Source organism: Cellulomonas carbonis (genome assembly GCF_014636275.1).
GTDB classification, from domain to species: Bacteria; Actinomycetota; Actinomycetes; order Actinomycetales; family Cellulomonadaceae; genus Actinotalea; species Actinotalea carbonis.
Window position 1 is genome coordinate 546386 of record NZ_BMEB01000001.1, and the last position, 20488, is coordinate 566873.

The following is a 20488-nucleotide window of genomic DNA, read 5'->3' on the forward strand; positions in this document are numbered from 1 at the left end:
CTCCCTGGTCCGCGCACGCGTCGGTTCGCCCAGGGGGTGGCGCTGGCGGAGGGAGAGCCGCGCGCACGGCGCACGGAGGTCCCTTCCCTGACCCGGCGGACCCCGCGACGATGACGACATGGCGTACTCGGGCGACGTGGTGACCGGCGGCCCCTCGGACGTCCGCGTCCTGGACGGGGTGACGATCCGCAAGGCGTCCGTGGGACCGATGGACAACGACGTCTACCTCCTCACGTGCCGCACGAGCGGCGAGCAGCTCCTCGTCGACGCCGCGGCCGACCCCGACCGTCTCCTCGCGCTGGTGCGCGAGGGCTCCCCCGCGGGCCGCCTCGACACCGTCGTCACGACGCACCGCCACCCGGACCACACGGGCGCCCTCGAGTCGCTGCTGGCTGTGACGGGCGCCGTGCACGCGTGCGGCGCGGACGACGCGCTCGCGATGCCCGTGGCCGTGCAGCGGCGGCTGCACCACGGGGACGTGGTCTCGGTCGGGCACCTGGTGCTCGACGTCGTCGGTCTGCGTGGGCACACGCCGGGTTCGGTCGCGCTCGCGTACCGGGAGCCGCACCGGGTCCACGAGGACGGGGCCGTCGCGGGACGGGTCCACCTCTTCACGGGCGACAGCCTCTTCCCGGGCGGCCCGGGCAGGACCACGGACCCCGAGGCGTTCCGCTCGCTCATGACCGATCTCGAGGAGCGCGTGTTCGGCGTGCTCGACGACGAGACCTGGGTGTACCCCGGGCACGGCAGGGACACGGTGCTCGGCGACGAGCGGCCCCATCTCCAGGAGTGGTGGTCCCGGGGCTGGTGACGGAGGACGTCGCGTCCCGTCCCGGTCCCTGCTCCGCCCGGCGGAGGTCAGCCCCCGCCCTTGCCCCTGCCGTTCCCGTTCCCGTTGTCCCCGCCGTTGCCGTTGCCGTTGTTCCCGCCGCCCTCGCCGCGACCCGGGCCTGCCCGGTCCTCGTCGTCGGACCCGTCGGACGGCGCAGGTGCGACCGGTTCCTCGGCAGGGGCCGGCGCGGGTGCGGGGGCCGGCTCGTCGACGGGACCCTCCTCGCCCGGTTCCGGAGCGGGTGCGGGCTCGTCGAGCGCCTCGGCCTGACCCTCCCGGTCCGCGAGCAGGGCCGCGAGCTCCGCCTCCGTCCTGCCGAGGGCCTCGTCGACCACCCGGTAGCGGTACGCCGAGATCTCGCCGGCGTCGGCCGCCGCGTCGAGCGCGGCGCGCACCTCGCCGGCAGCCGCCGCGGCGGCGTCGTAGCGTCCCTGCGCTGCGGCGGAGGCGACGTCGTGGACGGCCTCCTGAAGAGCTTGCGCCGCGCCGGGCGAGAGCTCCGGCCCGGCGGGAGCGCACCCGCCGAGCAGAGCCGCCGTCACGAGCACGGCGGCGAGGTGGGGACGTCGCCTCATGGCTCGACCGCCTCCGCGAGCTCCTCGATCGCACCCCCGAGGGTGCCCTCGACCGTCGGGTAGTCGGGCGGGGGTGCCACGTCGCTGCCGGTCCCCGACCAGATCAGGGCGAGCACGACGGCGACGAGGACCGCACCGAGGCCCACGAGCGTCCGTGGCCGGCCGGACGGCCGCCGGAGCCCTCGCGTCGCGGTCCCGCCGTGGGCGGCCGCGGCCACGGGCAGGGGCTGCGTCCGGTCCGCGGGCGACTCGTGGGACGAGCCCGGGGCGTTCCTCCGGCGGGAGGGCCGGGAAGCCTCCTCCCGCAGCGAGGTCCTCCCGCGGGACGGCGCGGGTGCCGGCGGACGGAGCAGCACGGCGGTGTCGAGCGACGAGGCCGGGGTGTTGCCCGCGAGGACGCCGAGCTGTGCGGCGGCGGCGGGCATCGTGATCCGGTCCTCGGGGCGCCTCTCGGTCATCGCGCGAAGGAGCTGCCCCCACTCGGGGCCGAGCTCGGGCGGTATCTCCGGCGAGCGCACCAGACGGGCGGCCGCGACCTCGGCCACGGTGCCGGTGAACGCCTTGCGTCCCGTGAGGCACTCGAGGAGCACCAGGCCCAGGGCGTAGACGTCCGTGGGGGGGCCGACCTCCGCTCCCGAGGCCTGCTCGGGGCTCAGGTACGTCGCCGTGCCCAGCGTCGTACCCGTCATCGTCAGGCGTGCACCGTGCGCGAAGCGGGCGATGCCGAAGTCCGCGAGCTTCACGACCGGACCTGTCGTGAGCGCGGCTGAGGGGTCCTCCTGGACGGCGGCGGCACGCTCGACGAGGAGGATGTTCGCGGGCTTGATGTCCCGGTGGACGACCTCGGCCGCGTGCACCGCGGCGATGGCCTCCGCCAGCTGGCGACCGATCCGGGCGGTGTGGGTGCGCGAGAGCGGACCGGTCGCGAGCAGGTCGGCGAGCGTCGGGCCCGGGACGAGCTCCATGACGATGTACGTCTGCTGGACCGGTCCCCCGGCGTACGCGGAGCCCGCGTCGTGGAGGGCCACGAGCCCGGGGTGGTTCATGTGCGAGAGGACGCGGATCTCGGCCTGGTGGCGGAGGACCTCGTCGGTGTCGGGCGTCGGCGGGAACAGCTTCACGGCGACGTCGCGGTCGAGCAGCTCGTCGCGTGCGCGGTAGACGGTCGCCATGCCGCCCTGCCCGATCACGTCCTCGATCCGGTACCTGCCGTCGAGGACGACACCGCGGGCCACGTCCACAGGCCCTGGCGCCACGTCCCTCTCCTTCGTCCGTCCGACGGCCCGCCCCCGTTCCGGGCCACGTCGGTGCCCGACAAGCACGGTTTCGACGCTAGGGCCCCGGTTCGCCGCACGCATGTCGAGGCGCGCTTTTCACCCGTCCGTGCCGAGCACGCGAGGTCCGCTGACGACGCCCGGGTGGTCGACGGTGTCGCCGGCGTCACGGGGGCTCACCGGGTGCCGCGGACGTCGCCGGTGCCGCGGGACTCACCGGTCCCACGGCACAATGCCGGGATGACGTCCTTCGCGGTGCACTACACCTACGCCGACCGACCCGAGAGCCTCGACGCGGTCCGACCGGAGCACCGCGCGTTCCTCCGCGCACTCCTCGAGGCGGGGACCCTGCTCGCGAGCGGACCGCTGGTCGGGCCGTCGACGGAGCAGCCCGCCGGCGAGGACGGGCACGAGGGAGACGGCACGCCGGGCGCGCTCCTGCTCGTCCGCGGCCGCGACGTGGCTGACGTGCTGAGCGTCCTCGACGACGACCCGTTCGCACGCGCCGGCCTCGTCGCGCACCGATCGGTCCGTCGCTGGGACCCCGTGATCGGTCCGTTCGCCTCCTGATCCGACCGGCGTCCCGGGCAGATCAGACGACGTCGAAGACGTTGCCCTCCGGGTCCTCCATCGTGATCCAGAAACCCTGAGCCGGGTCGTCGTACTCGCGGACGACGCGTGCACCGACGTCGACGAGCCGAGCGGCGTGGGCCCGCATCCCGTCCTTGTCCTTCTCCGTCCCCGGGGCGTCGGGCCCGCCGGGCACCCCGACGTCGAGGTGCAGACGGTTCTTGCCGGCCCGCGGCTCGGGCACCTTCTGGAAGAAGACGCGGGGTCCGACCCCCTCCGGGTCGACGATCGCGTACGCGTCGTCCCACCGGTCTCGCGGGAGTCCCCACCCGATCAGCGCCTCCTCCCAGGTGTCGTACCCGGGAGGCGGCGGGTCCTCGACGTAACCGAGCACGCTCGCCCAGAAGGTGCCCAGGGCGCGCGGCGAGGCCGCGTCCATGACGATCTGCAACCGACGGTCCATCTCGCTCCCCTCACGCGCGCCCCTCGGCGCGCCGCCCGGCTCCGCCCGCGCGTCAGGCGGTCGCCCTCTGCATGTCACGAAGCTCCTTCTTGAGCCCTGCGATCTCGTCGCGAAGCCGTCCCGCGAGCTCGAACTGCAGCTCCGCGGCAGCGGCATGCATCTGGTCGCTCAGCTCCTGGATGAGCTCCGCGAGCTCGCCTGCGGGTACGGCGGCCATCCGGGCCCGCGCGGTCTCCTCCGTCCGGCCCGCAGCTCCCGGGACGGGCGCCTTGCCCTTGCCCTTGCCCTTTCCCGGGTTGCGGTAGCCGCCCTTGAGCAGCTCCTCGGTGTCGACGTCCTCCCGGGCGAGCATGTCCGTCACGTCGCTGATCCGCTTGCGCAGGGGGGTCGGGTCGATCCCGTGCTCGACGTTGTACGCGACCTGCCTCTCCCGCCGGCGGTTGGTCTCGTCGATCGCCTGCGCCATGGACGGCGTGATCGTGTCCGCGTACATGTGGACCTCGCCGGAGACGTTCCGAGCGGCACGTCCGATCGTCTGGATGAGGGAGGTCCCGGAGCGCAGGAAGCCCTCCTTGTCCGCGTCGAGGATGCTCACGAGCGACACCTCCGGCAGGTCGAGCCCCTCGCGCAGGAGGTTGATGCCGACGAGGACGTCGTAAACGCCCATCCGCAGCTCGCGGAGCAGCTCGACGCGTCGCAGCGTGTCCACCTCGCTGTGCAGGTAACGGACGCGGACGTCCTTCTCGAGGAGGTAGTCCGTGAGGTCCTCGGCCATCTTCTTGGTCAGCGTCGTGACCAGGACGCGCTCGTCGCGCTCGACGCGCACCCGGATCTCGTGCAGCAGGTCGTCGATCTGGCCCTTGGTCGGCTTGACCACGACCTCGGGGTCGACGAGACCGGTCGGCCGGATGATCTGCTCGACGACGCCGTCCGACTGCGAGAGCTCGTACGGTCCGGGCGTCGCGGAGAGGTACACGGTCTGACCGATGCGCTCGACGAACTCCTCCCACCGCAGCGGACGGTTGTCCATCGCGCTCGGCAGCCGGAAGCCGTGCTCGACCAGTGCCCGCTTGCGCGACATGTCGCCCTCGTACATCGCGCCGATCTGCGGCACGGTGACGTGCGACTCGTCGATCACCAGCAGGAAGTCCTCGGGGAAGTAGTCGAGCAGCGTGTTGGGCGGTGTGCCGGGCCCTCGACCGTCGATGTGGCGCGAGTAGTTCTCGATACCGGCGCAGGTACCGACCTGACGCATCATCTCGATGTCGTACGTGGTCCTCATGCGCAGCCGCTGCGCCTCGAGGAGCTTGTTCTGACGCTCCAGCTCGGCGAGCCGCGCCTCGAGCTCCGCCTCGATCGAGCCGATCGCGCGCTCCATCCGCTCAGGGCCGGCCACGTAGTGCGACGCGGGGAACACGAAGGTCTCCTGCTCGGAGCGCAGGACGTCGCCCGTCACCGGGTGCAGCGTGTGGATGGCCTCGACCTCGTCGCCGAACAGCTCGATCCGGATCGCGAGCTCCTCGTAGACCGGGATGATCTCGACCGTGTCGCCCCGCACCCGGAAGGTCCCCCGGGTGAAGGCCATGTCGTTGCGCGAGTACTGCATCTGGACGAACTGGCGCAGGAGCTGGTCGCGGTCCACCACGTCACCGACCGCGATGTGGACCATGCGGTCGACGTACTCCTGCGGCGTCCCGAGACCATAGATGCACGACACCGATGCGACGACCACGACGTCGCGCCGCGTGAGCAGCGAGTTGGTGGCCGAGTGCCGCAGCCGCTCGACCTCCTCGTTGATCGAGGAGTCCTTCTCGATGTAGGTGTCCGTCTGCGCGATGTACGCCTCGGGCTGGTAGTAGTCGTAGTACGACACGAAGTACTCGACGGCGTTGTTCGGCAGCAGCTCGCGGAACTCGGTCGCCAGCTGCGCGGCGAGCGTCTTGTTGTGGGCCATCACGAGCGTCGGCCGCTGCAGCTGCTCGACGAGCCATGCCGTCGTCGCCGACTTGCCGGTGCCCGTGGCGCCGAGCAGGACGACGTCCTTCTCCCCCGCCCGGACTCGCTGCGACAGCTCGGCGATCGCGCGCGGCTGGTCGCCCGAGGGCTGGTACTCGGACACCACCTCGAAGGGGGCGACACGGCGCTGGAGGTCGGTCACGGGGCGCATGGGTCACACGGTACGTCGAGCCACCGACACGGCGGGCCCGGGGCGCCCGGACCACCGCCGACGCGGGCGGCCGCCGGGTGCCGCGCGGGAGGGGCCGGCCTGCACGTCGGGGGCCGCGACCCCGCTCAGGCCTCCGCGCCGGCCGCCAGGACGACGTCCGCGGCAGCGCTGCACGCCGTGTCGACGACGTGCCGCAACGCACGTGCCGACGCTGCGGGGTCGAGCCCCGCCGAACCCGGCGGCACCTGGTCGGGACTCCCGGGCACGTGCACGAACCCCGCCCTGGTCCCCGTCGCCCGTGTGGCGTGCATGAGCGCGTAGAACGTCGCGTTGCAGACGTAGGTCCCTGCCGTCCGCGAGACCTCGACGGGCGTGCCGTCCCGCGCGATCTCCACGAGCGCGCGCTTGAGCGGCAGCGTGGAGAGGTACGCGACGGGGCCGTCCCCGACCACCGGGACGTCCACCGGTGCGGCGCCGTCCGCGTCGGGGATGCGCGCGTCGACGACGTTCACCGCGACTCGCTCGAGCCCGACCGCCGCCCGACCGACCGCCTCACCGACGCACACGACGACGTCGGGCCGGTGCTCGTCGAGGGCTGCGCCGAGCGCCCGCGGCGCACGGACGAACGAGACGGGCAGGCGCACGACGGCGAGCTCGGCCGCCCCGTCCCAGCCTTCGGCGAGGCACGTGACGGCCTCCCACGACGCGTTCGCCGCCCGACCGTCGAACGGCTCGAACCCGGTCACCAGGACCCGCGTCACGCGCCGGCCCCGTCGGTCGGGACGGCTCCCGCGTGCCACCGCGCCCACAGCGCGTCGACCTGCTCGCGCAGACCCTCGACCGAGCCGGACCCGTCGAGCACGACGTCGGCCGCCTCGATCCGCTGCTCGTCGTCGGCCTGCGCGGCGAGCCGGGCCCAGGCCTCCTCCTCGGTCATCCCGCGCGTCTCGACGAGCCTGCGGACGCGCTGCTCGGGCGGCGCGTCCACCACGACGACGACGTCGACGTGGCCCGCCTGCCCGGTCTCGACCAGCAGCGGGACGTCGTGCACGACGACGTCGGCGCCGGCCTCACGACGCGACCGCTCGGCGTCGGCCGCCGCTGCGCGAACGAGCGGGTGCACGACCCCGTTGAGCCGGGCGCGCGCCGTCGGGTCCGCGAAGACGACGCGCGCCAGCGCCGCGCGGTCGAGCGTGCCGTCGGGAGCCAGGACCTCGTCGCCGAACTCGGCCACGACCGCGTCCAGCCCGGCGGTGCCCGGTGCGACGACGTCCCGCGCGAGGACGTCGTGGTCCACCACGCCCGCGCCCAGCTCCGTCAGACGTCTCGCGACGACCGACTTGCCCGACGCGATGCCACCCGTCAGCCCGACCCTGAGCACCCCGGTGTCGTCCATCGGCCCAGAGTAGCCAGCGTGCACGACGACGGGCCGACCACCCGGAGGTGGTCGGCCCGTCGTGGTGGTGCGCCGCTCGGCGGCGCGCCGGGGTCAGACGCCGGTCAGTTGCCGGTGAGCTTCTCGCGCAGCGCGGCGAGCGCCTCGTCCGACGCGAGCGTGCCGCCGGTCGGCTCGGGAGCCGACGAGTAGCTCGACGACGCCGCCGGAGCGCTGGTCTCCGGACGCGACGAGGCCTCGGAGTCCGCCTGCTGAGCCTCGGCGACCTGCTTCTTGTGGGCCTCCCAGCGAGCGTGGGCGGCGGCGTACTGCGCCTCCCATGCCTCGCGCTGGGTCTCGTAGCCCTCGAGCCACTCGTTGGTCTCCGGGTCGAAGCCCTCGGGGTACTTGTAGTTCCCCTTCTCGTCGTACTCGGCGGCCATGCCGTACAGCGCGGGGTCGAAGTCCTCGCTGGTGGGGTCCAGGCCCTCGTTCGCCTGCTTGAGCGAGAGCGAGATCCGGCGACGCTCGAGGTCGATGTCGATGACCTTGACGAACGTCTCGTCACCGACGTTGACGACCTGCTCGGGCAGGTCGACGTGACGGACCGCGAGCTCGGAGATGTGCACGAGGCCCTCGATGCCGTCCTCGACGCGCACGAACGCACCGAACGGGACGAGCTTCGTGACCTTGCCGGGCACGACCTGGCCGATGGCGTGCGTCCGGGCGAACGCCTGCCACGGGTCCTCCTGCGTCGCCTTGAGCGACAGCGAGACGCGCTCGCGGTCGAAGTCGACGTCGAGCACCTCGACCGTGACCTCCTGGCCGACCTCGACGACCTCGGACGGGTGGTCGATGTGCTTCCAGGACAGCTCCGAGACGTGCACGAGGCCGTCGACCCCGCCGAGGTCGACGAACGCACCGAAGTTGACGATCGACGAGACGACACCGGGGCGGACCTGCCCCTTCTGGAGCGTCTGCAGGAAGGTCGAGCGGACCTCCGACTGCGTCTGCTCGAGCCACGCGCGACGCGACAGGACCACGTTGTTGCGGTTCTTGTCGAGCTCGATGATCTTCGCCTCGATCTCCTTGCCGACGTACGGCTGGAGGTCGCGGACGCGACGCATCTCGACGAGCGACGCGGGCAGGAAGCCACGCAGGCCGATGTCGAGGATCAGGCCGCCCTTGACGACCTCGATGACGGTGCCCGTGACGACGCCGTCCTCCTCCTTGATCTTCTCGATCGTGCCCCACGCGCGCTCGTACTGGGCGCGCTTCTTGGACAGGATGAGACGGCCTTCCTTGTCCTCCTTCTGGAGGACGAGGGCCTCGACGGCGTCCCCGACCTTGACGACCTCGTCGGGGTCGACGTCGTGCTTGATCGAGAGCTCGCGCGAGGGGATGACACCCTCGGTCTTGTAGCCGATGTCGAGGAGGACCTCGTCGCGGTCGACCTTGACGATGGTGCCCTCGACGATGTCGCCGTCGTTGAAGTACTTGATGGTCGCGTCGATCGCGGCGAGGAAGTCCTCGGCCGAGCCGATGTCGTTGATCGCGACCTGCGGCGTCGTCGGCTTGGCAGGGGTGGAGATGGTCATTGAGTTTCGAGCTCCGATGCGGACAGGGAGTAGGTCGGACAGGGACGGTGCTGGTGACGCGGCGTCGGCCGCCTCCTCCTCGACGCCTCCCCCGCGCGCGGTGCGCGGGGTCGTGGGTCGGGGTGGGACGGGCGCAGGACGCGATACGCCACCGGCCATCTTAGGCCGGTGGCGAAACCGCGGTCAAAGAGACGGCGGACAGGGGCCTCAGGCGAGCACCTGCGCGGCTCGGATCAGGTCGGCGGGCACGCGCTTGGGCTTGCCGGCGACCTCGCTCAGCGGGACGAGCTCGACGTGCTCGCCGCGCAGCGCCGTCATCACGCCGGTCCGGCCCTCGACGACCGCGTCGATCGCCGCCACGCCGAAGCGGCTGCCGAGGATGCGGTCGGTCGGCGTCGGCGACCCGCCGCGCTGGACGTGCCCGAGGATCGTGACGCGCGTGTCGAAGCCCGTCCGGTCGGCGATCTCGTGGGCGAGGCGCTCGCCCACGGCACCGGCGACGATCTCGCCGAACCGTCCGAGCTGGGTCGTGTAGTCCATCGAGCCGCCCTTGCGCGGCTCGGCACCCTCCGCGACGACGACGATCGAGAAGTTCGCGTGCGCACGGTGTCGGTGCTTGAGGAACTTGACGACCTGGTCGATGTCGAACGGGTCCTCCGGGGTGAGGATCAGCTCCGCGCCGCCCGCGATGCCGGCGTTCACGGCGATCCACCCGGCATGGCGCCCCATGACCTCGACCACCATGACCCGGTTGTGGCTCTCGGCCGTCGTGTGGATCCGGTCGATCGCCTCGGTCGCGATGTTGACGGCCGTGTGGAAACCGATCGACAGGTCCGTCCCCGAGACGTCGTTGTCGATCGTCTTGGGGATCGCGACGATCCGCACGCCGGCCTCGGCGACCTTGCTGGCCGCGTGGAGGGTGCCGTCACCGCCGATGCAGATGAGCGCCTCGATCCGCTCGGCCTCGAGCGTCGCCATCACGGCGTCGATCCCGCCGTCGTGGTCGTCCGGGTGGTACCGCGCCGTGCCGAGCAGCGTGCCGCCGCTCGGCAGCACGTTGCGGATGTGCGGCCGGCCCAGCGGCATGACGTCGCCGTCGACGACGCCGCGCCACCCGTTGCGGAACCCGATGATGGAGTGGCCGTACGTCCCCTCCCCGTGCTTGACCACGGCACGGATCGCCGCGTTGAGCCCCGGGCAGTCGCCGCCACCGGTCAGCAGTCCGACACGCACGCGAGGCACTCCTTCAGGAAGGGGGTGGGGGGACGGTCGCGTCCGCGCGGCCCGTCCCGGTCACCCTAGCGCGGGACGCACCCGCCGCCCGGGGCCGAGGTCCCGGACGGCGGGTGCGTCACCCGGCTCGCAGGCCGAGGTCCAGCGACCGACCGGGGATCGCGTCCAGGAGCGCCCGCGTGTACGCCTCCTGCGGGTGGTCGAACACGTCGTCCACCGTGCCCTCCTCGACGATGCGGCCCCTCTCCATGACGCACACGCGGTCGGCGATCTGCCGCACGACGGCCAGGTCGTGGCTGATGAAGAGGTAGGAGAGCCCCTTGCGGTGCTGGAGGTCCGCCAGGAGGTGCAGGATCTGCGACTGGACGATCACGTCGAGCGCGGAGACCGCCTCGTCGCAGACCACGAGCTCGGGGTCGAGCGCGAGCGCCCGCGCGATCGCGACGCGCTGACGCTGGCCACCCGAGAGCTCGGCCGGGTACCTGCGCAGCAGCGACGGGCTCAGTGCCACGTCGTCCATGAGCTCGAGCACCCGCTCACGACGACGGCTCGCGGAGCCGTACCCGTGCGCGCGCAGGGGTTCCTCGATGGTGCGGTAGATCGTGTAGAGCGGGTCGAGCGACGAGTACGGGTCCTGGAACACCGGCTGGACCCGCCGCCGGAACCGCACCTCCGCCGCGCGGTCCTTGCCCCCGACCGGCTCGCCGTCGAAGCGGATCGTCCCTGACGTGGGCTCCTCGAGCGCGAGGATCATGCGAGCCACGGTCGACTTGCCGGAGCCCGACTCGCCGACCACGGCCGTCGTCGTCCCGCGCGGGATCGTGAAGCTGACCCGGTCCACGGCCGTGAAGTCGGTGCCGCGCCCCAGCAGCCCCCGCCCCCGGATCCTGAACACCTTGGTCACGTCCTCCACCTCGACGACCGCGTCGGCGGCCGCCCGCGTCGCGTCCGCTGGTGCGTCGGCGGTCACCGCGAGGAGGTCGTCGGCGGCGACCCGCGCCCCGCCGCCGTGCTTCGCGATCTCGATCCGGCGCGAGGCCAGCGAGGGCGCCGCGGCGAGCAGCCGCTTGGTGTACTCGTGCTGGGGATCGCGCAGCAGGTGCGCCGCCGGTCCGGTCTCCACGACCTCGCCGCGGTACATGACGACGATCCGGTGGGCGCGCTCCGCCGCGAGCCCCAGGTCGTGGGTGATGAGCAGCACCGCGGTGCCGCGCTCGGCGGTCAGCGCCTCGAGCCGGTCGAGGATGGTCCGCTGGACGGTGACGTCCAGCGCGGAGGTCGGCTCGTCGGCGATGAGCAGCCTGGGCCGGCACGACAGGCCCATCGCGATGAGCGCCCGCTGGCGCATGCCCCCGGAGAACTCGTGGGGGTACTGGGCCGCACGCCGCTGCGCGTCGGGGAGCCCGGCCTCCTCGAGGAGCTCGACCGTCCGGCGCCGCGCCTCCTCGCCGCGGGCGACGCCGTTGTCCTCGAGCGCCTCGACGATCTGCGCACCCACGCGCATGACCGGGTTCAGGTTGGACATCGGGTCCTGCGGGACCATGCCGATGTCGCGTCCGCGCATGCGTGCGATGCCGGCGCCGCCGCGCTCGGTGAGGTCGGTGCCGTCGAAGAGGATCCGGCCGCCCGTCACCCGGCCGTTCTCGGCGAGCAGGCCGATCACGGCCGCGGCGGTCGTCGACTTGCCGGACCCGGACTCGCCCACGATCGCGACCGTCTCCCCCGGCATGACGTCGAAGCTCGCGCCCCGGACGGCCGTCGCGGAGCCCTGCTGCGTCGTGAACGTGACCTCGAGGTCGCGGATGCTCAGGAGCGGCGTCGCGCCGTCGCGGGGGTCGGGTCCGCCGGACCCGGTCGTGGTCGCGGCCACCTCGGGGCTCACCTCTTCCTCGTCTTGGGGTCGAGCGCCTCGCGCAGCGCCTCGCCGAACAGCGTGAACCCGAGCGCGGTGATCGCGATCAGCGCACCCGGCCACATCGCGAGCCGCGGCGCGACCTCGAGCTCGTTCTGGGCGGCGGTGAGCATGCGACCCCACTCGGCGGTGGTCGGGGAGCCGCCGCCGAGCCCGAGGAACGACAGCGCGGCGGCCTCGATCACCGCGGTCGCGAGCATGAGCGTCGCCTGCACGATGACCGGGCCCAGGCTGTTCGGCAGGACGTGGCTCATCGTGACGGTCCGGCGGGAGAGACCGAGCGACCGTGCCGCGAGGACGTAGTCCTGCCCGCGCTGGGCGAGCATCGTCCCGCGCAGGAGTCGCGCGAAGATCGGGACCTGGACCACGCCGATCGCGATCACCACGGCCGTCGGCGACTGGCCGATGACCGCCGCGATCGACACCGCGAGCAGGAGCGACGGGACCGACAGCATGAGGTCGACCAGGCGCATGGTCGCCGTGTCGACCCAGCCGCCGAAGGCACCCGCGAGCAGGCCGACGAGCGCCCCGCCGAGGAGCCCGAGCATCGTCGACAGGACGCCGATGACGAGGGACGCCCGTGCGCCCCAGACGAGCTTGGAGAACAGGTCGCCGCCGTAGCGGTCGAGGCCCAGGAGGTGCTCGGGCGACGGCCCGGGGATGAACGTCGGCCGGATCTCGGCACGACCGGGGAGCTCCTGCGGACCGTACGGCGCGATGACCGGTGCGAGCAGCGCGACGAGGACGAACGCGAGGACGATCACGGCGCCGAGGATCGCGCCCGGGTTGCGTCGCAGACGACGGGCGGCGACGCGCCAGATGCTCGCGCCCTCGTCGCCGGCGCGGCCGCCGGGGCCGGTGGGTGCGGTCGCCGCGACGACCGCCTGGGCGGCGGGTTCGGTGCTCATCGGACACGCATCCGTGGATCGATCAGGCCGTAGGACACGTCGACCGCCAGGTTGACGAGCGCGTACACGACGGCGATGAAGAGGATGAAGCCCTGCAGGACGGCGTAGTCGAGGTTGAAGACCGCCGCCGCGAGGAAGCTGCCGATCCCGTTGAACGCGAACACGGTCTCGGTGAGGACGGCGCCCGACAGGAGCAGGCCCACCTGGAGCCCGATCGTCGTCGCGACGGGCAGCATCGCGTTGCGGATGACGACGCGGCGCCGCAGCCGCGGCGGCCGCAGGCCCTTCGCACGCGCGGTGCGCACGTAGTCGGCGCTCTGCACCTCGATCACGGACGCCCGCGTGATCCGGGCGATGATCGCGAGCGGGATCGACCCGAGCGCGATCGCCGGCAGCACGAGGTGCAGGAGGGCGTCCCAGGCGGCGTCCCACTCCCCTGTCAGGAGCCCGTCCAGGACGTAGAACCCCGTCGGGTGGGTCGCGACCATGGACGGCGACTGCCGACCTGCGGACGGGAACCACCCGAGCTGCACCGCGAAGAGGAACTTGAGCAGGAACGCGAGGAAGAACACCGGCACCGTGACGCCCAGGAGCGACGCCACGACGGTCGTGTGGTCCAGCGCCTTGCCCTGGTGCCGCGCGGCGACGTACCCGAGCGGGATGCCGATGCCCACCGCGAAGACGAGCGCGAGCAGCGTGAGCTCGATCGTCGCGGGGAACCGGTCGAGGAACTCCTCGAGCACCGGCACCTGGGTCCGGGTCGACGTGCCGAAGTTCCCCTGCAGGAGCTGACCGATCCAGGTCAGGTACTGCTCGAGGAGCGGCTTGTCGAAGCCGTAGAGAGAGTTGATGCGCTCGACCGCCTCCGGGGTCGCGCGCTCCCCCAGGAGAGCCGTCGCCGGCCCTCCCGGGAGAGCGCGCACCCACAGGAACAGCAGGACGGACAGACCGAGCAGCGTCGGGACGAGCAGCGCGAGACGCTGCAGGATGAGCCTGACCATCGAGTCGTGCGCCGCCTCAGTCCTCGATGGTGATCACGTTGTACACCTCGTCCTGCACGGGCGACGCGGGGTAGCCCTTGATGGACGGCTTGAACGCGAGCGAGGGGACGGGGTGCGCGAGCGGGACGCCGGGGAGCCGCTCCATGATCGCCTCGTTGGCCGCCTCGTACGCCGCCGTCTGGTCCTCGACGCTCGTCTGGTAGCGGGCGTCGCCGATCATCGAGAACAGCTCCGGGTCGTCGAAGCCCCACTCGTTCGAGCTCTGACCGAAGAACACGCCGATGAAGTTGTACGTGTCGTTGTAGTCACCGGTCCACCCGAGCAGGTGCAGCCCGTGGTCCGCGGTGCCCTGGATGCGGTCGAGGTACTCGGGGCTCCACGGCTCCGGGACGGGGTTGACCGTGATGCCGACCTCCTGCAGGTCCGCCGCGACGGACTGGAACACCTGCTCGGGGGTGGGCATGTACGGACGCGACACGTTCGTCGGGTAGTTGAAGTCGATGGTCAGCGACGGCACACCCGCGTCGGACAGCAGCTGGCGCGCCCGGTCCGGGTCGTACTCGTACGTCGCCACGTCCTCGCTCCAGCCAGCGACCGACGGCGGGACGAAGTTGGTCGCGACCTCGGTGCCCTCGGGAAGGGTCTGCGCGACGAGCGCCTCCTTGTTGACCGCGTGCGCGATCGCCTGCCGGACGCGCACGTCGGCGAGCTCCGGCACGGCCTGGTTCATCGCCAGGTACAGGACGTTGAACGGCTCGCGGTTGACGATCTGGAAGCCGGCCTCCTCGAGCGCGACCACGTCGGCGGGTCCGACGAGGTCGTAGCCGTCGATGTCACCGGCCTGGAGCGCCTGCCGCCGTGCGGTCGGGTCGCCGATGACCGGGAAGACCACGCGGCGGATCTGCCCCTGCTCACCCCAGTAGTCGGGGTTCGCCGTGAGGACGACCTCCTGGCCGCGGGTCCACGACTCGAACATGTACGGGCCGGTGCCGGTCGGGTGCGCGGTCGCGTACTCGGGCAGCACGGGCGCGGCCTCGTCACCGCCGACGTCGTCGGCGCCGTACTCCTCGAGCGCCGTGGGCGACTGCATCGAGAACGCGGGCAGGGACAGCGCCGAGATGAACTCCGGCAGCGGGCTCGCGAGCGTGATGACGGCCGTGAGCTCGTCGGACGCCTCGCAGCTCTCGTACTTGCCGGTGCCGTTGAGCGACTCGACGTCGCTCGACGCGAAGCCGCCGTTCACCTTCTGCCAGTAGTAGGACAGGCTCTCGGACTGCAGGACGCCGGTGAAATTGTTCCAGCGCTCGAAGTTGAAGCAGACCGCCTCGGCGTCGAACGGCGTGCCGTCGTGGAACGTCACGCCCTCCTTGAGGGCGAACTCGTACGTGAGCCCGTCCTCGCTCACCTCCCACGACTCGGCCAGCAGCGGCGCGGGGTCGGCCGTGCCCGGCTCGGTCCCGACGAGCCCCTCGAAGATCTGCCGCGCTACGCGGAACGACTCGCCGTCGTTCGCGAAGGCGGGGTCGAGCGACGCGGGGTCGGAGGACGCGGCGAAGATGAACGTGTCCTGGCCGCCGCCCTCCCCTCCTCCCGCGGTCTCGCCGCCGTCGGCGTCGCGGTCGCTCGCCACGCAGGCCGTCAGGGCCAGCGCGGACACCGCGGCCAGGGCCGTGGTCCTCAGGACAGTGCGCACACCATCACCTCTCGTTCTCGTTCTCCGATGCACCCGGGCGCCGTTGCCCAGGACTCGGGTGACCGTAGAGCCCCCATGTCACCGGCTGGTTACCGGTGAGTACCCGTTGACCAGGAGACGATAGGGCCATGAGTCCCCCGAACCTAGGATTTGCCGGATATCGACCCACGTCCGACGACGGCGGGGCGGCCCGATCCTGGTGGGACGCCAACGCCGAGGACTACCTCGCCGAGCACGGCGACTTCCTCGGTGCGGCGGACTTCGTCTGGTGCCCGGAGGGCCTGAGGGAGGCTGACGCCGGCCTGCTGGGCGACGTGCGCGGCCGGCGTGTCGTCGAGGTCGGCGCCGGGGCGGCGCAGTGCAGCCGGTGGCTCGTGGGACAGGGCGCGCTCGCCGTCGCGACCGACGTGTCGTCGGGCATGCTGCGCAACGCCGTGGCGCTCTCCGGGCGCACCGGGGTGCGGGTCCCCGTCGTCCAGGCGGACGCACGCTCCCTCCCGTTCGCCGACGCGTCGGTCGACGTCGCGTTCACGGCGTACGGCGCCCTGCCGTTCGTCCCGGACGCGACGGCCGTGCACCGGGAGGCGGCGCGCGTCCTGAGGCCGGGCGGACGGTGGGTGTTCTCGGTGACCCACCCGGTGCGGTGGGCCTTCCCGGACGACCCCGGCGAGGGCGGGCTCACGGCGACCCGCTCGTACTTCGACCGGACGCCGTACGTCGAGGTGGACGACGAGGGGAACCCCGCCTACGCGGAGTTCCACCGGACCCTGGGCGACCACGTGCGCGACGTCGTCGCGGCGGGCCTGCGGATCGTCGATCTGGTCGAGCCCGAGTGGCCGGCCGGGCACGAGCGCACGTGGGGCGGCTGGAGCCGCCTGCGCGGCGAGCGCATCCCCGGCACGGTGATCGTCGTCACGATCCGCGACTGACCCTGGTCACGGCCCCGGGCCGTACCCGGCCAGCCCGGATCGGTGCCCGCCCGAGTGCCCCGTCAGTGTCCGGTCCGGTACCCCCCGAGTGCAAGGCCCAGGTCAGTGCCCGGCCTCGTGCCAGCTGCCGCCGACGCCGACGGACACGTCGAGCGGCACGGACAGCGGCGCGGCGGCACCCATCTCCTGCCGGACGAGCTGCTCGACGGCGTCGCGCTCACCGGGTGCGACCTCGAGGACGAGCTCGTCGTGCACCTGAAGGAGCAGCCGTGACCGCAGCCCCTCGTCCCGGAGCCGGCGGTCGACGCCCAGCATCGCGACCTTGATGAGGTCGGCCGCGCTCCCCTGGATCGGCGCGTTCAGGGCCATCCGCTCGGCCATCTCGCGTCGCTGGCGGTTGTCGCTCGTGAGGTCCGGCAGGTAGCGCCGCCGACCGAGGATCGTCGCGGTGTACCCCGTCCGCCGCGCCTCGTCGACGACGCCCGCCAGGTAGGTGCGCACTCCCCCGAAGCGGTCGAAGTAGTCCTCCATGAGCGCCGCCGCCTCGCCGACCGAGATGTTCAGCTGCTTGGAGAGCCCGAACGAGGACAGGCCGTAGGCGAGCCCGTACGACATCGCCTTGATCTTGGACCGCTGGGCCGCGGTCACCTCGTCGGTCGCGACACCGAACACGCGTGCGCCGACGTAGCTGTGCAGGTCCTCCCCCGACCGGAACGCGTCGATCAGTCCCGGGTCGCCGGACAGGTGCGCCATGATCCGCATCTCGATCTGGCTGTAGTCCGCCGTCAGGAGGACGTCGTAGCCCTCGCCGACCACGAAGGCTCGCCGGATCTGCCGCCCGGCCTCGGTCCGGATCGGGATGTTCTGCAGGTTCGGGTCGGTCGACGACAGGCGCCCCGTGGCGGCGATCGTCTGCTGGAACGTCGTCCGGATGCGCCCGTCGTCGTCGATCGACCGGATGAGTCCCTCGACCGTCTGCCGCAGCCGTGACGCGTCGCGGTGGGCGAGGACGTGCGCGAGGAACGGGTGCTGCGTGCGCTCGAAGAGGTCGGCGAGCGACGCCGCGTCGGTGGTCCAGCCCGTCTTGATCTTCTTGGTCTTCGGCATCTGGAGCTGGTCGAAGAGGACCTCCTGCAGCTGCTTGGGCGACCCCAGGTTCACCTCGCGCCCGATCACCGCGTAGGCCTCGGCCGCGGCGTCCGCGACCGCCGCGGCGAACTCGCGCTCCAGACCGTCCAGGTAGTCCCGGTCCGCGGCGATCCCCGTCCGCTCCATGCCCGCGAGCACGTCCACGAGCGGCAGCTCGAGGTCGCGCAGGAGCTGCGTCGCGCCCCGGTCGGCGAGCTCTTCCTCGAGCACGTCGCCCAGCTCGGCGACCGCAGCCGCGCGCAGCGCCGTGCCGTGGTGGGGGCTGGTCCCGTCGAGCGAGAGGTCCAGCGCGCCCTGGCCGTCGTCGGCGGTGGCCTCGCTGCGCAGCTCGCGCCGCAGGTGCCGGATGGAGAGGTCCGCCAGGTCGTACGAGCGCTGGTCGGGGTGGCACAGGTAGGAGGCGAGGAGCGTGTCGACCGCGACCCCGGCCAGCGGGAGCCCGCGCCCGGCGAGCGCGTGCATCGCGTCCTTCGCGCCGTGCACCGACTTGGGCTGCGCCGAGTCGCCCAGCCACCGCGCGAGCGCACCCTCGTCGTCGGGCGAGAGCTCCGCGAGCTCGAGGACCACCGCATGGTCCGCACCGTCGGCGACGGCGAGCGCCCAGGCGTCACCGCGCCCGGGGGCCGACGTGCCGGCCACCTCGACCGCGAGCCGGCGACCGTGCCGGGCCTCGAGCCACGACGCGAGGGCCCCCGCCGCAGGCGACACGACGTCGAGCTGGAACCCCTCGGCCTCCCCGACCTCCTCGGGGACCATCGCGAAGAGCCGCTCACGCAGCGTCCGGAACTCGAGGGCGTCGAAGACCTGGTGCATCGCCTCGCGGTCCCACGGACGGGCCGCGAGATCCCCGACGGCGACCGGGAGCTCGACGTCGCGCACCGCGGCGTTGAGCATCCGGTTGACCCGCACCTGGTCGGCACAGGCGCGCAGGCTCTCGCCCGCCTTGCCCGTGATCGTGGGCGCGGCGGCGAGCACCCCGTCGAGCCCGCCGTGCGCGAGGATCCACTTCGCCGCGGTCTTGGGCCCGACCCCGGGGACGCCCGGAAGGTTGTCGCTGCTCTCACCCACGAGCGCGGCGAGGTCCGGGTAGGACGCGGGCGGCACGCCGTACTTCTCCTGGACCGCCTCGGGCGTGAACCGCACGAGGTCCGAGACGCCCTTGCGCGGGTACAGGACCGTGACGTCGTCCCCGACGAGCTGCAGGGCATCGCGGTCACCGGTGCAGACCAGGACGTCCATCCCGTCCGCCTGCGCCTGCGTCGAGAGCGTCGCGATGATGTCGTCCGCCTCGAAGCCCTCGCGCTGGAGCGTCGTGATCCGCATCGTCTCGAGGATCTCGCGGATCAGGGGCACCTGGCCCTGGAACTCCTGCGGCGTCGCGTCCCGCGTCCCCTTGTAGGCGGGGTACTGCTCGGTCCGGAACGTCGTCCGGCCCGCGTCGAACGCCACGGCGACGTGGGTCGGCGCCTCGTCGCGCAGGAGGTTCGCGAGCATGGCCGTAAACCCGTAGACCGCGTTGGTGGGCTGGCCCGTCCGGGTCGAGAAGTTCTCGACGGGCAGGGCGAAGAACGCCCGGTACGCCATGGAGTGGCCGTCGATGAGCAGCAGGAGGGGTCGCGTTCGCGCCTGGTCGGTCACGGGTGCCAACCTAGCGGCCATGTCCGACACCCGATCCGACGCGCCGACCCCCGCCGCGCCCTCCGCCGTCGCCCCGTCCGCGGACCCGACCGCGGGAGCCGCACCCGACGCCGACCCGCTCGACGCGATCCGCGCGAGCCTCCCCGGCACGCTCATGGAGCGCCTCGGGATCGAGGTCGTCGAGGCGTCCGCGGAGCGCGTCGTCGGGACGATGCCGGTCACGGGGAACACCCAGCCCTACGGGCTGCTCCACGGCGGGGCCTCCGTCGCGCTGGCCGAGACGCTCGGCTCGTTCGCCGCCATGGTCCACGCAGGTCCGGGCCGGCGCGCGGTCGGCGTCGAGGTCAGCGCGACCCACCACCGGGCGGCCACCGACGGCGTCGTCACGGGGACCGCGACGGCGCTCCACCTCGGGCGGACGACGGCGTCCTACGAGATCGCGGTCGTCGACTCCAGGTCCAGGCGCGTCTGCACCGCGCGCCTCACGTGCCTCGTGATGGACGAGCGGGGCTGAGCCGACGCCTCGACCGCCGGTCGCAGCGCGGCGCGGTCGACCGCCGGGTCCGGCTCGAGACGTCGCGACTGCCGACGGCGCGCGATGAGGTCCTCGACCGAGCGAGCCGGACGACGGGCGCCCGCCGCCTCCTGCGCCAGCCGGCGCTGCAGCGACGCCGTCGTCGCGACGCGGTGCATCGCCGCCGGCGCGAAACCGAGCTGCACGAAGAAGCGCTGCATCCCCCGCGCACCCGGGAGCGGCATGACGTAGACGTGCTCGGCGCCGGCCTGCGACGCGTGCTCGGCGGCCCCCGTCATGAGCGCGTGCCCCGTGCCACGTCGCCGGTGCCGCGGGCTCACGTACAGCGCCTCGACGACGAGGTTGACCTCGTCCGTGAAGACGTTGGGCCCCACGACGCGCCCGAGCACGAGGCCCACCACCTCCTCTCCCGCGCACGCCACGAGGACCAGCCCCCCGGGCGCGGCGGTGAGCGCGCCGATCTGGTGCGCGACCGTGGCCGGGTCCGGGCTGCACAGCTGCGGCCCGAGCGCCGTCTCCGCCCGGGCGGCCAGGGCCAGGGCGACGACTCCGTCGACGTCGGCAGGCTCGGCTGGACGCACCTCGACACCAGGACGCACGCGACCGTCCTCCTTCAGCGCAGGGGGTCGGGCCCGC

18 protein-coding genes are annotated in these 20488 nt (G+C 72.7%); 4 read left to right on the plus strand and 14 right to left on the minus strand.

The window, feature by feature from the left end:
• The first annotated feature begins 118 nt into the window (after window positions 1–118).
• Complete coding sequence (locus IEV86_RS02490) at window positions 119–811, plus strand: MBL fold metallo-hydrolase (RefSeq protein ID WP_043603575.1); 693 nt, start codon at window positions 119–121, stop codon at window positions 809–811.
• Window positions 812–858: 47 nt separating this feature from the next.
• On the opposite strand, the gene IEV86_RS02495 is transcribed toward IEV86_RS02490, so the two are convergent.
• Both IEV86_RS02495 and IEV86_RS02500 read right to left on the minus strand, forming a co-directional pair.
• Window positions 859–1407: a hypothetical protein gene (locus IEV86_RS02495; RefSeq protein ID WP_052425924.1), complete on the minus strand. Its 549-nt coding sequence runs from the start codon at window positions 1405–1407 to the stop codon at window positions 859–861.
• Window positions 1404–2663, minus strand: a complete 1260-nt coding sequence (locus IEV86_RS02500) for a serine/threonine-protein kinase (protein WP_161784017.1) — start codon at window positions 2661–2663, stop codon at window positions 1404–1406. The genes IEV86_RS02495 and IEV86_RS02500 overlap by 4 nt, the downstream gene beginning before the upstream one ends.
• A 258-nt stretch (window positions 2664–2921) precedes the next feature.
• On the opposite strand from IEV86_RS02500, the gene IEV86_RS02505 reads away from it, so the two are divergent.
• Complete coding sequence (locus IEV86_RS02505) at window positions 2922–3251, plus strand: YciI family protein (protein ID WP_043603655.1); 330 nt, start codon at window positions 2922–2924, stop codon at window positions 3249–3251.
• Between the two features lie 22 nt (window positions 3252–3273).
• Here IEV86_RS02505 and IEV86_RS02510 read toward each other — a convergent pair whose 3' ends face one another.
• The 10 genes from IEV86_RS02510 to IEV86_RS02555 form a co-directional block, all read right to left on the minus strand.
• Complete coding sequence (locus IEV86_RS02510) at window positions 3274–3714, minus strand: VOC family protein (RefSeq protein ID WP_043603579.1); 441 nt, start codon at window positions 3712–3714, stop codon at window positions 3274–3276.
• Window positions 3715–3766: 52 nt separating this feature from the next.
• Window positions 3767–5881: an excinuclease ABC subunit UvrB gene (gene uvrB, locus IEV86_RS02515; protein ID WP_043603581.1), complete on the minus strand. Its 2115-nt coding sequence runs from the start codon at window positions 5879–5881 to the stop codon at window positions 3767–3769.
• 125 nt (window positions 5882–6006) lie between these two features.
• Window positions 6007–6642: a pyroglutamyl-peptidase I gene (locus IEV86_RS02520; protein WP_043603657.1), complete on the minus strand. Its 636-nt coding sequence runs from the start codon at window positions 6640–6642 to the stop codon at window positions 6007–6009.
• Window positions 6639–7262 (minus strand): dephospho-CoA kinase, encoded by a 624-nt coding sequence (coaE, locus tag IEV86_RS02525; RefSeq protein ID WP_043603658.1) that lies wholly within the window; start codon window positions 7260–7262, stop codon window positions 6639–6641. Before coaE ends, IEV86_RS02520 begins: the two co-directional genes overlap by 4 nt.
• Window positions 7263–7381: 119 nt before the next feature.
• Window positions 7382–8854 carry a 30S ribosomal protein S1 gene (rpsA, locus tag IEV86_RS02530; RefSeq protein ID WP_043603583.1) on the minus strand — a complete coding sequence of 491 codons (1473 nt, stop codon included), beginning with the start codon at window positions 8852–8854 and terminating at the stop codon, window positions 7382–7384.
• A 207-nt stretch (window positions 8855–9061) separates the two neighbouring features.
• Window positions 9062–10087 carry a 6-phosphofructokinase gene (locus IEV86_RS02535; RefSeq protein WP_043603660.1) on the minus strand — a complete coding sequence of 342 codons (1026 nt, stop codon included), beginning with the start codon at window positions 10085–10087 and terminating at the stop codon, window positions 9062–9064.
• A 118-nt stretch (window positions 10088–10205) separates the two neighbouring features.
• Complete coding sequence (locus IEV86_RS02540; RefSeq protein ID WP_052425928.1) at window positions 10206–11957, minus strand: dipeptide ABC transporter ATP-binding protein; 1752 nt, start codon at window positions 11955–11957, stop codon at window positions 10206–10208.
• A gap of 8 nt (window positions 11958–11965) precedes the next feature.
• Window positions 11966–12907, minus strand: coding sequence for an ABC transporter permease (locus tag IEV86_RS02545; protein WP_043603585.1), 942 nt, complete (start codon window positions 12905–12907; stop codon window positions 11966–11968).
• Window positions 12904–13908 carry an ABC transporter permease gene (locus IEV86_RS02550; RefSeq protein ID WP_043603588.1) on the minus strand — a complete coding sequence of 335 codons (1005 nt, stop codon included), beginning with the start codon at window positions 13906–13908 and terminating at the stop codon, window positions 12904–12906. The genes IEV86_RS02545 and IEV86_RS02550 overlap by 4 nt, the downstream gene beginning before the upstream one ends.
• Window positions 13909–13924: 16 nt before the next feature.
• The gene (locus IEV86_RS02555; RefSeq protein WP_043603591.1) at window positions 13925–15601 is read right to left on the minus strand and encodes an ABC transporter substrate-binding protein; all 1677 of its coding nucleotides are present in this window, start codon (window positions 15599–15601) and stop codon (window positions 13925–13927) included.
• Between the two features lie 128 nt (window positions 15602–15729).
• Between IEV86_RS02555 and IEV86_RS02560 the strand changes: the two genes are divergently transcribed.
• Complete coding sequence (locus IEV86_RS02560) at window positions 15730–16530, plus strand: class I SAM-dependent methyltransferase (RefSeq protein WP_043603593.1); 801 nt, start codon at window positions 15730–15732, stop codon at window positions 16528–16530.
• Between the two features lie 102 nt (window positions 16531–16632).
• Here the strand turns inward: IEV86_RS02560 and polA are convergent, their stop codons facing one another.
• Entirely contained in the window at window positions 16633–19338 is a 2706-nt protein-coding gene (gene polA, locus IEV86_RS02565) for a DNA polymerase I (RefSeq protein ID WP_043603664.1), read from the minus strand.
• Here polA and IEV86_RS02570 point away from each other — a divergent pair.
• Complete coding sequence (locus IEV86_RS02570) at window positions 19337–19831, plus strand: hotdog fold thioesterase (RefSeq protein WP_081978523.1); 495 nt, start codon at window positions 19337–19339, stop codon at window positions 19829–19831. The two genes, polA and IEV86_RS02570, sit on opposite strands and share 2 nt — an antisense overlap.
• Here IEV86_RS02570 and IEV86_RS02575 read toward each other — a convergent pair.
• Window positions 19747–20451, minus strand: coding sequence for a GNAT family N-acetyltransferase (locus tag IEV86_RS02575; RefSeq protein WP_043603596.1), 705 nt, complete (start codon window positions 20449–20451; stop codon window positions 19747–19749). The genes IEV86_RS02570 and IEV86_RS02575 overlap by 85 nt on opposite strands.
• Window positions 20452–20488 lie beyond the last annotated feature (37 nt).